The 13,893-nt window shown below is 64.8% G+C and carries 15 protein-coding genes; 2 read left to right on the forward strand and 13 right to left on the reverse strand.

What is annotated here, in order from left to right; genetic code table 11:
* Window positions 1-6 precede the first annotated feature (6 nt).
* Window positions 7-477 (reverse strand): Lrp/AsnC family transcriptional regulator, encoded by a 471-nt coding sequence (locus tag R3C13_RS11140; protein WP_371311036.1) that lies wholly within the window; start codon window positions 475-477, stop codon window positions 7-9.
* A 110-nt stretch (window positions 478-587) separates the two neighbouring features.
* Here R3C13_RS11140 and R3C13_RS11145 point away from each other — a divergent pair, with 110 nt between their 5' ends.
* Window positions 588-1,790 carry a methionine gamma-lyase gene (locus R3C13_RS11145; protein ID WP_371310900.1) on the forward strand — a complete coding sequence of 401 codons (1,203 nt, stop codon included), beginning with the start codon at window positions 588-590 and terminating at the stop codon, window positions 1,788-1,790.
* 144 nt (window positions 1,791-1,934) lie between these two features.
* Here the strand turns inward: R3C13_RS11145 and truA are convergent, their stop codons facing one another.
* The 9 genes from truA to R3C13_RS11190 all read right to left on the reverse strand — a co-directional run bounded on the left by truA (window position 1,935) and on the right by R3C13_RS11190 (window position 9,962).
* A complete protein-coding gene (gene truA, locus R3C13_RS11150) occupies window positions 1,935-2,672 on the reverse strand; it encodes a tRNA pseudouridine(38-40) synthase TruA (protein ID WP_371310901.1) in 738 nt (245 codons plus the stop codon).
* A gap of 4 nt (window positions 2,673-2,676) precedes the next feature.
* A complete protein-coding gene (locus R3C13_RS11155; RefSeq protein ID WP_371310902.1) occupies window positions 2,677-3,168 on the reverse strand; it encodes a GNAT family N-acetyltransferase in 492 nt (163 codons plus the stop codon).
* Window positions 3,165-4,106, reverse strand: a complete 942-nt coding sequence (gene fmt / locus R3C13_RS11160) for a methionyl-tRNA formyltransferase (RefSeq protein WP_371311037.1) — start codon at window positions 4,104-4,106, stop codon at window positions 3,165-3,167. Before fmt ends, R3C13_RS11155 begins: the two co-directional genes overlap by 4 nt.
* Before the next feature lie 25 nt (window positions 4,107-4,131).
* Window positions 4,132-4,662 carry a peptide deformylase gene (def, locus tag R3C13_RS11165; RefSeq protein WP_371310903.1) on the reverse strand — a complete coding sequence of 177 codons (531 nt, stop codon included), beginning with the start codon at window positions 4,660-4,662 and terminating at the stop codon, window positions 4,132-4,134.
* A gap of 45 nt (window positions 4,663-4,707) precedes the next feature.
* Entirely contained in the window at window positions 4,708-6,048 is a 1,341-nt protein-coding gene (gene rmuC / locus R3C13_RS11170) for a DNA recombination protein RmuC (RefSeq protein WP_371310904.1), read from the reverse strand.
* Between the two features lie 72 nt (window positions 6,049-6,120).
* Window positions 6,121-7,077 carry an alpha/beta hydrolase gene (locus R3C13_RS11175; RefSeq protein WP_371310905.1) on the reverse strand — a complete coding sequence of 319 codons (957 nt, stop codon included), beginning with the start codon at window positions 7,075-7,077 and terminating at the stop codon, window positions 6,121-6,123.
* 8 nt (window positions 7,078-7,085) lie between these two features.
* Entirely contained in the window at window positions 7,086-7,409 is a 324-nt protein-coding gene (locus R3C13_RS11180; protein WP_371310906.1) for a YbaB/EbfC family nucleoid-associated protein, read from the reverse strand.
* An 11-nt stretch (window positions 7,410-7,420) separates the two neighbouring features.
* Window positions 7,421-9,130 carry a DNA polymerase III subunit gamma/tau gene (locus R3C13_RS11185; RefSeq protein ID WP_371310907.1) on the reverse strand — a complete coding sequence of 570 codons (1,710 nt, stop codon included), beginning with the start codon at window positions 9,128-9,130 and terminating at the stop codon, window positions 7,421-7,423.
* 52 nt (window positions 9,131-9,182) lie between these two features.
* Window positions 9,183-9,962, reverse strand: coding sequence for a tyrosine-protein phosphatase (locus R3C13_RS11190; protein ID WP_371310908.1), 780 nt, complete (start codon window positions 9,960-9,962; stop codon window positions 9,183-9,185).
* 123 nt (window positions 9,963-10,085) lie between these two features.
* Between R3C13_RS11190 and R3C13_RS11195 the strand changes: the two genes are divergently transcribed.
* A complete protein-coding gene (locus R3C13_RS11195) occupies window positions 10,086-10,643 on the forward strand; it encodes a YSC84-related protein (protein WP_371310909.1) in 558 nt (185 codons plus the stop codon).
* A gap of 4 nt (window positions 10,644-10,647) precedes the next feature.
* Here R3C13_RS11195 and R3C13_RS11200 read toward each other — a convergent pair whose 3' ends face one another.
* From R3C13_RS11200 to fghA, 3 genes are read right to left on the reverse strand one after another with little or no spacing between them, the layout of a single operon-like run.
* The gene (locus R3C13_RS11200; protein WP_371310910.1) at window positions 10,648-11,439 is read right to left on the reverse strand and encodes an alpha/beta hydrolase; all 792 of its coding nucleotides are present in this window, start codon (window positions 11,437-11,439) and stop codon (window positions 10,648-10,650) included.
* A gap of 4 nt (window positions 11,440-11,443) precedes the next feature.
* Entirely contained in the window at window positions 11,444-12,895 is a 1,452-nt protein-coding gene (locus R3C13_RS11205; protein ID WP_371310911.1) for an AMP nucleosidase, read from the reverse strand.
* A gap of 56 nt (window positions 12,896-12,951) precedes the next feature.
* On the reverse strand, window positions 12,952-13,797 hold the full coding sequence (gene fghA, locus R3C13_RS11210; RefSeq protein WP_371310912.1) for an S-formylglutathione hydrolase: 846 nt from the start codon (window positions 13,795-13,797) through the stop codon (window positions 12,952-12,954).
* Window positions 13,798-13,893 lie beyond the last annotated feature (96 nt).

Consider the following 13,893-nt stretch of genomic DNA (forward strand, 5'->3'; position numbering starts at 1 on the left):
TGCGGGCTATGCACCCTTTTCCGCGATCACCGGCAGGATGCGGGACTTCTTCACAACCCCATAAGCAAAGGCCGTCTCGATCGAGGCAATGCCCGGCAGCTTCTGGATCGTCTCGCGCACGAGGTGCTCGTAATCGTCGAGGCTGCGCGCCACGATGCGCAGCTCGTAATCCGCCCCGCCGGTCATCAGGTAGCAGTCCAGGACGGCGTCTGTTTCGGCGATTTTCTTCTCGAAGGCCCGCACCGTCTCCTGCGAGTGCTGGGCAAGCCGGATGCGCACGAGGCAGGTAATCGGATAGCCGCAGGCCTTCTGGTCGACGAGGGCCGTGTAGCCCTGGATCACCCCGGCGGCCTCAAGGTTGCGCACCCGCCTGAGGCAGGGCGACGGGGACAGGCCGACTTTCTCAGCCAGTTCGAGATTGGTCAGCCGCCCATCCTGCTGAAGCGCCCGCACAATCTTGGCATCTATGGAGTCCATAAGAGCCATTATTGGCACTTTCTGCTAATAATCAATACATGATTAGATCATTATGGCACCAAACGCCTCGCGACCCGTGCTAGGTTGCTGGAAACTCCGGAGGTTTCCCCATGGCATTCGACGCATCCCGCCCGCTTGGCCCCGCCACCCGCGCCATCCATCACGGCTACGATCCCGCCGAAAACGGCTATGCCCTCACCCCGCCGGTACACCTCACCTCCACCTTCGCCTTCCCGGACGCCCAGACCGGCGGCGCCCTGTTCGCCGGCGAGGCCGAGGGCCACATCTATTCCCGTATTTCCAATCCCACCGTCGCCCTGCTCGAAGACCGCATTGCCAGCCTCGAAGGCGCCGAAGCCGGCCTCGCCACCGCCTCCGGCATGGGCGCCATCTCCTCCCTCATGTGGACGCTGCTGAAGCCCGGCGACGAGATCATCACCGACAAGACGCTGTATGGCTGCACCTTCGCCTTCATGCGCCACGGCCTTGCCCGCTTCGGCATCACCATCACCCATGTTGACCTGCGCGACCCGGCCAACCTCGCCGCCGCGATCAGCGACAAGACCCGCATCGTCTATTTCGAGACCCCGGCCAACCCGAACATGCGCCTCGTCGACATCCGCGCCGCTTCGCGCATCGCGCATGATGCCGGCGCCCTGGTCGTCGTCGACAACACCTATTCCTCGCCGCTGCTCACCCGCCCCATCGAACTCGGCGCGGACTTCGTCGTCCACTCCGCCACCAAATACCTCGGCGGGCATGGCGACCTCGTCGCCGGCATGATCCTCGGACGGAAGGATGCCATTGCCGAGGTCCGCATGGTTGGCGTGAAGGACATGACCGGCTCCGTCATGTCGCCCTTCAACGCCATGCTGGTGATGCGCGGTCTCAAGACGCTGCAACTGCGTATGGCCCGCCATTGCGAGTCCGGCATGAAAGTCGCCGAATGGCTGGAAGCCCAGCCGGGCGTCGAGACGGTCTACTATCCGGGCCTCGCCAGCCACCCGCAGCATGACCTCGCCAGGCGCCAGATGGACGGCTTCGGCGGCATGATCGCCTTCGAACTGAAAGGCGGCTACGAGGCCGGCATCGCCATGATGAACCGCCTCCAGCTCATCCGCCGCGCCGTCAGCCTCGGCGACGCCGAGACGCTGATCCAGCACCCGGCCAGCATGACGCACTCGACCTATACCCGCGAAGAACGCCTCGAACACGGCATCGCGGACGGCCTCATCCGCCTCTCTGTCGGCCTCGAAGACGTGGCGGATATCCTTGCCGACCTCGCCGACGCCCTCGGCTCGAACGAGGGCTGACGGGCGCCTTATTTCAGCGAAGGCGTGAAGGTCCAGACCCTTTTATTGTTCTGCGCTGTCATGATGAACGAGCGGCCGGCCAGGCGGATGAATTCCCGTATCGCCGGGGCGGGCGGCGCGATGACTGGCGAGCAGGGTTCCGCGTCAGTCGTAATCGACCTGCGTCAGGTAGAGCCCATGCGCCGGGGCGATCGGCCCGCATTCGGTGCGGTCGGCAGCGTCGAGAATGTCCTTTGCCCAGCTGACCGGGTGCCGCCCGCGGCCAACTTCCACGAGGCTTCCCACCATGGAACGCACCTGGCGGTGGATGAAGCTCTGCGCCCGGCAGGTGAAGATCACGTGCTCGCCTTCGCGCCAGACCCTGAAGTCGTTGAGCGTCTTAACCGGGGTGGCCGCCTGGCAGTCAGCATCGCGGAACGTGGTAAAATCATGCGTGCCGATAAAGGCCTGCGCCGCCTCGTGCATCTTCCCGGCACTGAGCTTTGACGGAACGCGCCAGGCAAGGCCCCGCTCCAGCGTAAGGTCTGCACGCCGGTTCACGACCACATAGCGATAATGCCGCTCGGTCGCGCTGAAGCGGGCATGGAAAGCCTCGCTGACTTCCTCCGCCGAGAGGACCGCGATGGGGTGCGGACGCAGGTGGAAATTCATCGCGTCGGCCACTTTGCTGCCGCGGTCGATCGAGAGGTCCATATGCGCGACCTGCCCGCTCGCATGCACGCCGCTGTCGGTGCGCCCCGCGCCGAACACTTCAACCGGCGCGCCATCGAGTTTCGTGGCCGCCTCTTCCAGCGCGGCCTGAACCGTCGGCTTGCCGGGCAGCTTCATCCAGCCCTGATACGGGCCGCCATGATATTCGATCAGCATGCGATACCGGGGCACCGGGTCAGCCCCCGAACGCAGCCGGATAGGTGAGGACGCCCGCCACCGGCGCGCCGGGGTTGATCACCTTCGCCATGAAAGCCGGGCCCGACCAGGGCGCCGCAAACGGCGCCGCCGCTTCAGCCGTGAACCCGAATTTCGGATAATAATCCGGATGTCCGAGAACAAAGACGATCGTTTCCGCCCGTGCGCCGAGCGGGATCAACCCCATCCGGATCAGGCCGGATCCGACGCCCTGCCCCTGCACATCCGGCCGCACGCTCATCGGACCAAGGCCGACGCCCGCCGGCACGCCATCGATCAGGATACGGAAAAACTCGATATGGCCGACAATTTCCTCGTTCCGGTGCGCGATCAGCGACAGCAGGCTGTCGCCATCGGCATGCAGGCGCCGCGTGATCGCCCCTTCTTCCTTGCCGCCGAAAGCCGCATCGTTGAGCGCTGCGATGGCGTCCATGTCTTCAGGCCGCGTCAGGCGCATCCACGTTTCCGTCATGACAACACCGTATCCGGAGGAATGGGCACACCGTTAAGGAAAATCTCCGCATCGAGCGGCTTGCCGCCCGGCTTCTGCAGGCGCGTGATCCGCACTGCGCCACCATCGCCGCAGGCAACCAGCAGCCGGTCATCCAGCACCGTGCCCGCCGGCGCCGATGTCTCCCGGCCCGAGCGGCGGCTGCCCAGCAGCTTCAGCCGCACCGGCTCGCCCGCGCCCGGCGGCGTCCACCAGCACCAGGACCCCGGGAACGGCGACAGCCCGCGGATCTGGCAATCCACTTCGCGCGCGGGTTTCGAGAAATCCACTTTCTGATCCTCCGGGCCGAGCTTGTGGGCATAGGTGATGCCCTCTTCCGGTTGAGGCTTCGGCGTAAGGCTGCCATCGGCAAGGCCTGCCAGCGCACGGGGCGCCAGCTCCGCCGCCAGCGCTGCCAACCGGTCATGCACACTGCCCGCCGTATCGTCGAAACCAATCGGTGTACGGAGTGAAGCGAGTACGGGCCCGGTATCCAGCCCCGCATCCATCAGCATGGCATCGACGCCGGTTTCCGCATCGCCCGCCATGATCGCCCGCTGGATCGGCGCCGCCCCCCGCCAGCGCGGCAGGATCGATGCATGCATGTTGAGACAGCCGAGCCGCGGCGCATCGAGAATGGCTTGCGGCAGGATCAGCCCATAGGCCACCACCACCGCCGCATCGAGGTCCAGCGCCGCGAACGCCTCCTGCTCCGGCGCCTTCTTCAGGCTTTTCGGTGTGCGCACTTCCAGGCCCTGCGCCTCGGCAAAGGCGTGAACGGGTGTCGGCGTCAGCTTCTGGCCGCGGCCAGCCGGGCGCGGCGGCTGGGAATAGACGCAGACGATCTCATGGCCTGCTTCCATGAGCGATTTCAGCACGCCGACCGCAATGTCGGGGCTTCCCATGAAGGCGATGCGCAGGGGCATGAGGGCCGGTCCGCCCGGCTCAGGCCGCGTCGTCGCGGATCTTCCGCTTGGTCGCCTTCTTCACCTTGTCGATGGCGCGCTGGCGCTTGAGGCGGGAGAGATGGTCGATGAACAGCGTGCCTTCGAGATGATCCATCTCGTGCTGGATGCAGACAGCATAGAGATCCTCGGCCCATTCCTCGACCAGGTTGCCGTCATAGTCGAGATAACGGATCAGGCATTTCGCGGGGCGCTCGACCTCGTCGAAAATGTCCGGCACGGAGAGACAGCCCTCTTCGTAAGGCTTTGTTTCCTCGACAGTTTCGAGAATTTCCGGGTTCACGAAATAGCGCGGAGCAGGCTCCTCGTCTTCCTTGGCGAGGTCCATCACGATGATACGCAGCGGCACGCCGATCTGGATCGCCGCGAGGCCGATGCCCGGCGCGTCATACATGGTTTCCAGCATGTCATCCATCAGTGCGCGAAGCTCGTCAGTGACGGGGCCGTCGACGGGCTTCGACACCTCTTTCAGGCGCGGGTCAGGAACGGTGAGAATTTCGCGTATAGCCATGCCCGTCAGATAATCGCGGCCTGCCGCCCGGTCAACGGGGACGCCTCATTCCGCCGCGACGGGATCTGCCCCGCCATCGAAGTCCAGTTGGGCGGTTTCCGGCGCATTGGCCCGCGTTTCGATCCGCTTCGGCTCAGCCGGCGCCTTGCCGGGCGGCGCAATCTGCATGTCCTCGAACTTGCGCAGCGTCGGGATCACCCGCTTGTCGAGCGAGCCCATAAGCGAATTATAGCTGTCGACCGAGCCGTTCAGCGATTTTCCCAGCTTCTCGATATGGCCCAGCATGACGCCCATACGGCTGTAAAGCTCGGCGCCAAGATCAGCCGCTTCCATGGCATTCTCGTTCATCTCATGCTGGCGCCAGAGATGCGCGACCGTCCGGGCCAGCGCGATCAGCGTGGTCGGCGTCGTCACGATCACCGACCGGCTCATCGCCTTCTCGATCAGGTCGGGCGAATGCTCGAGCGCCGCGGCAAAGAAGTTCTCGCCAGGAATGAACATGGCGATGTAGTCGAACCGGTTACCCAGATTGGACTGATAGTCCTTCGAGGCGAGTGACTGCACATGCCGCTGCACACTGGCCGAGTGCGCCTTCAGGTGCGCGGCCCGCTCGGCCGGGTCTTCGGAATTCACCGCCGCCATGTACGCGTCCAGCGACACCTTGGAATCGACCACGATCTGGCGAGCGCCCGGCAGATGGATGATCGCATCCGGCCGCTGGCGGCCATTGTCCGTCTGTTCGCTGACCTGTTCGGCGAAGTCGCAATGGCGCGACAGGCCTGCCTGCTCCATCACATTGCGCAGCGTCATCTCGCCCCAGCGCCCGCCACCCTTCGGCGCGGTCAGCGCATTGACCAGCTTCCCGGTCTCTTTCGTGTGGTGCAGCAGGCTCTCATTGATCTGCTTCACCTGCTCCTGGATGGCGGACTTGTCTTCAGTGCGGACTTTCTCGATCGCCTCGATCTTCTGGCGGAAGGTCTCGAAATTATCCCCGATCGGCTTCATCAGCTCACGAAGCTGGCCCTGCGCGCCTTCCTTGTGCTTCTCGAAGGTTTCATTCGCGAGCTGCAGGAACTGCGCATTCGCCTGGCGCAGCACGCCCTGCGCAAGGTCGGAAAATTTCCGCTCGTCCTCCTCGCTGCGGGCGCGTGCGGCGGCCAGCTCCTGCTCCGCCTGACGCACGGCGGCGTCCAGCGTCAGCGCGCGCTGGCGGAATTCCTCCCGCTCGTCGGTCGCGCGTTCGAGGTCCAGCGTCAGCCGCTCGGCCGTCGCCTTGCCCTTCGACCAGGCCAGATAGCCAGCCAGCGCAAAGATCAGCGCGCCGAGAAAGAAAGCGAGGTGTGCGAGGTCAAACGCAGCCCCTGCAATGGTGATGATCGGTTCCATGGAAACGTCCTGACACGATTCTGTTTGGAACGTATCAGGAACACATGCAGCTGTCCATCATCCCACAGACATTCACTCGCCTACGCCAGCGGGCTTGGGCACCCCGCCTTCCACCATATACCACGGCATCGCCCCGGACTCATGCGGCGGCGTGGCATAGAGCCAGCGCAGGGCGTCGAGCGCGGCCTCGTGATAGATCGTGTCATGGCGCGCCGTCGCCGCACGGTTCAGCCAGGTCCAGGTCAGGCCTTCCGGCGCATAGTCCACCAGGGCGTTGATCAGTTCGTCCATGCCGGCCTGCATGGTTCCGCCTTCATTCGCCATGGTGAGATAGATCCGCCGCCCGCTCGGCACCTGTGCCGCCAGCAGGCCCGGCGCCGCGCGGGCAAGGGCCCTGTCATCCCACCAGAGGCTCGGACTGATGCTGATATAATCGTCGAACAGGTCCGGCTGTCTCAGGAACGTCTCGGCGATGAACAGGCCGGCCAGTGACTCGCCGATCACGCCCGTGCGCCCGCCCGTGCGATAGTGCGCCTCAACAAACGGCATGACTTCGGTTTCGATGAAGCGGCGGAACTTTTCCGACTCGCCCGCGGTCGGAAATTCCTCCTTATAATGAGGGTTTGCCGCCGGCGCTGTCAGCTCGTTCTGCCGGTCGACCGTCTCGATGCCGACCACCAGCATCGGCTCCATCGTCCAGCTGAGCGACGCAAGCTGTCCCAGCCCGGCAATATGCTCGAAATCCTGATCCAGCCCGCCATCTATCACATAGAGGACGTTCGGCGGCGTCTCGCTGTCGCCATAGGGCGCGGGTTCCTGCACATTGATCACCCGGTCCATTCCGTAGACGGCCGAATGGATCACATGGCTGGTGCCGATGACAATGGGCGTTGCTTCCGCCGGTGCCTCGGCCTCGCCTGCTGGCTCCACGATTGAAATTGGCTCCGCAGCTGCCGCCGGCTCAGCGGGCTCAACAGACGCACAGGCCACAAGGCCCGCTGAGAAAACGAGACTGGCAAGCGCTTTCATGCGTCTCCTCAGAACGGCAGCTTGAAGCCCGGCATCATGCCGCCGAAGCCGGAAGTGGCGGCCTTCATCGCCTCTTCCATGGCCTGGTCCAGGCGCTTGCGCGCATCGGCATGAGCGGCCTTGATCAGGTCTTCGAGGATTTCCGCATCGTCGCCCATCAGGCTTGGGTCGATGGAAACCGAGACCAGTTCACCCTTTCCCTTCAGGCGCACCTTCACAAGGCCTGCGCCCGCAACGCCATCGGCTTCCGTCGCCTCGATCTTGTCCTGGGCCTCCTGCATCTTGGCCTGCATCTGCTGGGCCTGCTGCATGATCTTGGCGAGGTCTTTCATGGGGACTTCCTTCAGGCTTTACGCCGCGCGTTCAGGTCGATGACATTATCAGCATCCGGCGGAATGACCGGCGCAGCCGGGTCCGTGCTCCCGGCTTCGGCGACATCCACAATGGTTGCGCCGGGCAGGCTTTTCAGCGCTGCCGCCACTGCCGGATGCGCCGCCGCAGAGGCGAACTTTTCTTCCCGTGTACGGATTTCCGCCGCGCGGATCGTCTCGGCCCCGCCGCGGATCTGCTGCACGGACCAGTCCATGTCCGTCTCGCGCTCCAGGAAGGTTTTGAGTCGCGCCAGCAGGTCCGGCGCCGCCTCCTGTTCCAGTTCGCAGGTGAAATGGCCTTCCCGGATCGGCCCCGGCCGCACATAGCGCTCCAGCTCGACCTGAAGATTGATTTCGCGCAGCTCCGCCAACCGCGAGACGATAGCATCAAAGCTCGCCAGCCCGCCGGGCTCTGGCGGGGCCTCAAGGGGTCTGACGGCCTTTCCCGGCAAACTTGCCCTTCCCTCTGCCACCATGCGCGCCGCTTCCTCCGGGGACGGAAGGCCCGCCGCCGCAACGAGGCGCAGGATCACCATGTTGAGCGCTGTCGCCGGGTCCGGCGCCACCTGCAGCACATTGTAACCCGACAACAGGATCTGCCAGGTCCGCGAGGCTTCCGCCGGCGTCTGGCGCTGGGCCAGCGCGCGCGTGCGCTCCACCCAGTCGGCCGGGCCGCCCGGCTGGTAGTCGTCGCCCGTCGCCTGCGCGATGGACACATCCGCAGAAATATCGAGGAGGTCTTTGAGGATAACCGCCGGGTCCGCCCCGCCGCGCACCTGGTCCTGCACTTCCGAAAGCGCCGCTTTCGCATCGCCCGCAATCGCCTTCTCGAACGCATCCAGCAACCGCGAGCGGTCGCCAAGGCCCAGCATGTCGCGCACCGCCGCGCCCGTCACCGCTTCACCGTCCGTGGTCTGAACGATGGCCTGGTCGAGAATGGAGAGGCCATCGCGCACGGAGCCCTCGGCCGCCCGCGCGATCAGCGCGAGGCCCTCCTCGGAAACCTTCGCGCCCTCTTTCTGTGCCACAGCGCCCAGATGCGCGGCGAGCACAGCCGGCTCCAGCCGCTTCAGGTCGAACCGCTGGCAGCGCGACAGCACCGTCACCGGCACCTTGCGGATCTCGGTGGTCGCGAAAATGAACTTCACATGCGGCGGCGGCTCTTCCAGCGTCTTCAGGAGCGCGTTGAAGCTCGCATTCGACAGCATGTGCACTTCGTCGATGATGTAGACTTTGAACCGCGCCGAGCCCGGCCCGTAGCGCGAGCCCTCCAGCAGGTCGCGCATGTCGGCAACGCCCGTGCGCGAAGCCGCGTCCAGCTCGAACACGTCCGGATGGCGGGACGCCATGATCGCCTCGCAATGCACGCCCGGCGGGTCGAGCCTGATGCTCGGGCCGTCATGATCGCTCGACGTGTAGTTGAGGGCGCGGGCCAGCAGGCGCGCAGTGGTTGTCTTGCCGATGCCGCGCACACCGGTCAGCATGAAGGCATGGGCGATGCGGCCGGTCTCGAACGCATTGGATAGCGTCCGCACCATGGCTTCCTGCCCGATCAGGTCTTCGAAGCGCCGCGGCCGGTATTTCCGCGCCAGCACCTCATAGGCACGCGCCTTGCCGCCCTCGTCTCCAAACATGGAGAGCGTGGCATCGTCCTTTTCGGGGGCGGAATCGTTATCGCTCATCGCCGGCGGACCTTAGCGGCTCCTTTCGGACGGGCCAATGGGGCCGGTACCGTCAGCCCACAAGAAGCTTCTCGCGAATCAGATCCTGCTGGGCCGGCGTCACGCCCAGCGTATCGGTGAGATACGTGTCCAGCGAGCCAACCTCCGCCAGAATCGTCGCAAAGGCCTTTTCCAGATAGGGCAACCGCACGCCGATGAAGGGCCGGTAGACGTCGGGGGCATAGCTGCGTCCGATATGGGCATTGAACATGGCGGCGATCTCCTCGATCCGCCCGTCCACGTCGACCGCGGTATTGGTCAGCACATAATCGGCCCGGATATCCTCATCCGACACGCCCAGCACATGGTGCGTCAGCGCGCAGAGAATGCCCGTCCGGTCCTTGCCCGCGGCACAATTCACCAGCCCTGCCTCATCATCGGCGAGTTCCGCAAGATGGGTGAACCAGCCGGCGAACAGCTCCTGGTGATGCGTCTTGAACGGGGCGGCCTGGTAATATTCCACCATCCAGGTCTCGGCCTTCTCCGCATCCGCCTCCAGTTTGGTCAGGAAGCGCGTGTGCGGGGCCTCATGTTCGCGCCCGCCATCATGGGTCAGCGTCAGCGGGGCCGACCAGCGGCCCGGCTGCTTCTCGCGCTCATCCGGCCGGCGCAGGTCTGCCTGCAACGCGATTCCGAGGCCGCGGACATGTTTCAGGTCGTCATGCGTGGCTTCGGCATAGTGCCCGGACCGGAACAGCCGGCCCCGGCGCACCCGCCCCCCATGTTTCGAGGCATAGCCTCCGAAATCCCTGAAATTGCGGACGCCTTCGAGCGGAGTGATACGATCTTTCATGATCCGGCAGCTAGCGCGGCAACACGCACTCGTCTACCGTGCCCCCACGAAAGGGCCACATTCTGGTCAAATCCAGCGGATAATTCCCCGCCCTACCGGTCACAAACCTAAGGAGATTTTCCAATGGCCCGTTTTCGTTCGATGATTGCTGCCGCCGCACTGGCGCTTGGATCTGTCGCCGTTACAGCCTGTTCGTCGCTGCCCGATGAATACGACCGCGCCGAAATCGATTCCGACAGCCGCCAGGCGCTGAACACGCTCTACGCCCAGAACGAGGCCGCCAAGGCCATCGGCAGCCAGGCGCGCGCAGTCCTCGTCTTCCCGTCGATCGTGAAGGCCGGCCTCGGTGTCGGCGGCGCCTATGGCGAAGGCCAGATGATCTCCGGCGGCCGCACGGTCGACTATTATTCTTCCTTCACAGGATCCTGGGGCCTGCAGGCCGGAGCCCAGCAATACGGCTATGCCGTGTTCCTGATGAATGACGACGCCGTGAAATATGTCGCGGATTCCGAAGGCTGGGAAATCGGCGTCGGCCCGACCGTGGTGCTGGTGAATGCCGGTGTGGCCGAAAACCTGTCGACCACGTCCCTCAAGGACGACGCCTATGCCTTCATCTTCAACCAGAAGGGCCTGATGGCCGGCCTCAGCATCGAAGGCACGAAGATCACCAAGCTGAAATAGGACGTCAGCCCGCCGGAAAGGCCGCGCCCAGCCAGTCGAGAATGGCCTGGGCGCTGGCTTTCCAGTGCGGGTCCAGCATCATTCCGTGCGCGCCGGGGCACATGGCCAGCGGCGCATTGTAGCGCGCCGCAAGGGCCTCATGTGATGCCGGCGGGATTGACCAGTCATCCTCCCCGCCCACCACCAGCACAGGACGCGCATCACCGTCCGGCCGGTACGCCGCGGCACGGGGAAATATCTCCGCCATCGCTTTCGGGGATTCGAGGCTGAGCAGGCCATGATACCGGTCCAGCTCCGCCGCGGGCAGGTCCGGCGACAGGAAGAACGGCTCCATCGCCCGGCGCAGCGCGTGAAGGTCGCCGCCGAACTGCCCGCGCAGCAGCGACAGTGGCCGGGTGCGCAACAGCCGCATGACGACGGCCCCGTCCGGCTTCAGCGGCGAAGACGCAAAGAAGACCAGCCCCGCCACGTCCGGCCGGCGGTGGAACATCCGCTCTGACAGGACGCCGCCCATGGAATGGCCGACCAGCACCACGGGCCGCCCGATCCGTTCCATCGCCCCGGCAATGTCGTCGCAATAATCGTCCAGCGTGAAATTGCTGATCCCGTCGGCCCCGCCACTCTGCCCATGACCGCGCAGGCTGACCGCATGAGCTGCCCAGCCCTGCCCGGCAAACCAGGGCAGGTAATGCTCCTCCCAGCACCAGGCCCCATGAAAGGCTCCGTGTACGAACAGGAGATGCGGGCGGCCCTCACTGTCCGCTTCCGGAAATTGGGAGAGAAGCTCGATCTCCATGCGCTTACCGGAACGGCGGCTCGTCGAAGCTGCGCAGCTTGCGGCTGTGCAGCTTGGTGCCCTTGTCGGCGGCGAGGCGTTGCAGCGTGTCGATGCCGATGCGGATATGCTCGCCGATCGCCCGCTCATAGAAGCGGTTGGCTGCGCCCGGCAGCTTGATCTCGCCATGCAGTGGCTTGTCCGACACGCACAGCAAGACGCCATACGGCACGCGCAGGCGATAGCCGTTCGCCGCAATCGTCGCGCTTTCCATGTCGATGGCGATGGCGCGTGACTTGTTGAACCGCAGCGCCGACGCGCTGAAGCGCAGCTCCCAGTTGCGGTCGTCCGTCGTCACCACCGTGCCGGTGCGCAGACGCTTTTTCAGCGTCTTGCCGCTCTCGCCGGTCACATGCGCGGCCGCCTCCTGCAGCGCGATCTGGATTTCCGCGAGCGCCGGGATCGGGATTTCCGGCGGTAGCACGGAATCGAGCACATGGTCCTCACGCAGGTACGCATGGGCCAGCACATAATCGCCGATCGCCTGGCTGTGGCGCAGGCCCCCGCAATGGCCCACCATCAGCCAGCATTGCGGGCGCAGCACGGCGAGGTGGTCGGTGATCGTCTTCGCATTCGACGGGCCGACGCCGATATTCACCAGCGTGATGCCGGCATTGTCGCCCGCGCGCAGGTGATAGGCCGGCATCTGGAACCGCCGCCAGGGCGAGGCATCGATTTCGGCCCGCGACGTCTCGGTCGGCTCGCTGATTTCCAGCCCGCCCGGCACGGAGAGAGACGTGTAGTGCGCGCCATTGCCCAGCTGCTCCAGCGCCCAGTCGCAGAACGCATCCACATAGCGATGATAGTTCGTAAACAGAACATAGTGCTGGAAATGATCGACCGGCGTGCCGGTATAATGCTGCAGGCGCTTCAGCGAGAAATCCGTGCGCAGTGCATCGAACAGGGCCAGCGGATGTTCCGTATAGGGCTCGTAGAGTTCCCCGTCCGCCACTTCGTCGCCGATCTCGGCAAGGTCGGGGCTCGGGAAATGCCGGGCGAGTTCGGCCGGGGAGATTTCCTCAAGGCCGGCGGCCTGTCCCTGCTCCCAGACATAGGCATACGGGATTTCGGAGGTCGAGCGGCCCACCGTGATGTCCAGGTCATAATCCCGCATCAGCGGCGTCAGCTGTTCCAGCAGGTAGGGGCGGAAGAAGTCCGGCCGCGTGATCGTGGTGACATAGGTGCCCGGTTCCGACACCCGGCCATAGGAGCGGGAAATCGGCGGCGGCGGGCCGTCCGGGTCATAGACCATGCGGATCTGCGGATAGCAGAAGGCGCCCGACTTGCGCAGTTTCGGGTCGGGTGCGGTTCCCTTGTGCAGGAAATCGTGAAGGGCGGCGGACTGCGCCTCAACGGCCTCGTGATAGATCTTTTCGAGGGCGTCGATGACGGCTTCAGGTGTGGTGAGTTTCGACATGGCACCCATTCGCAGAGGTGCTGCGCCCTGTCAATCGGGCCACATGCCGTCCCCCGTCAGTCCATCAGGCCCAGCGCGTGATGGGCGATATGGTCGTCCATGAAGGTGGCGATGAAGTAGTAATCGTGCCCGTAACCCTCGCGCATCCTGTAGTCGAGACGCTGGCCATGCGTCTCGCAGGCGCGGGTGAAGATTTCCGGCTTCAGCTCCCGCTCAAGGAAGGTATCGGCCGTGCCGGTATCCACCAGGATCGTCGCCCGGCTCTGGCGCTCCTTCACGAGTTCGGTCGAATCATACTGCTCCCACGCCACCGAGACCGGGCCCAGATAGGCTTCAAACGCCTTCTGGCCCCATGGCACCCGCGCCGGGCTGGTGATCGGGCTGAACGCCGAACAGGTTTTGTACGTGTCGGGATTCTTCAGGTGCAGCGTGATCGCGCCGTGCCCGCCCATGGAATGGCCGAAGATCCCCTGCCGGCCGAGGTCTGCCTTCGGCAGTTCCTTCGCCACCAGTGCCGGCAGTTCCTCGGTGATATACTGGTCCATCTTGTAGTGCGCCGCCCAGGGCGCCTGTGTGGCGGTCAGGTAAAACCCCGCGCCCTGGCCGAGGTCATAGGCCTCGTCGTCGGCAACGCCCTCGCCCCGCGGGCTCGTATCCGGCGCGATCACCATGACGCCATGCTGCGCGGCCGCGCGCTGCAGGCCGGACTTCTCCATCACATTCGCCCAGCTGCAGGTAAGGCCCGAAAGATACCACAGTACCGGCACCGGTCCCGTCTCGGCCTGCGGCGGCGTGTAGACGCCAAACCGCATCGTACAGCCCTGAAGTGCAGACTGATGATCGTAGACGGACAAATTCCCGCCAAAGGACTTCCAGGAAGAAACGGTCGTAAGCTGGGTCATGGGCAGTCTCTGATCCTTCGGCCGGCGGGAAAGCTCGCCCGAACGGGCAACACGTTTCTGCCCCTCACGTCAAGGCCGCAGGTTTCCCCACCGTCC

Source organism: Hyphomonas sp., from assembly GCF_041398385.1.
Classification (GTDB): domain Bacteria; phylum Pseudomonadota; class Alphaproteobacteria; order Caulobacterales; family Hyphomonadaceae; genus Hyphomonas.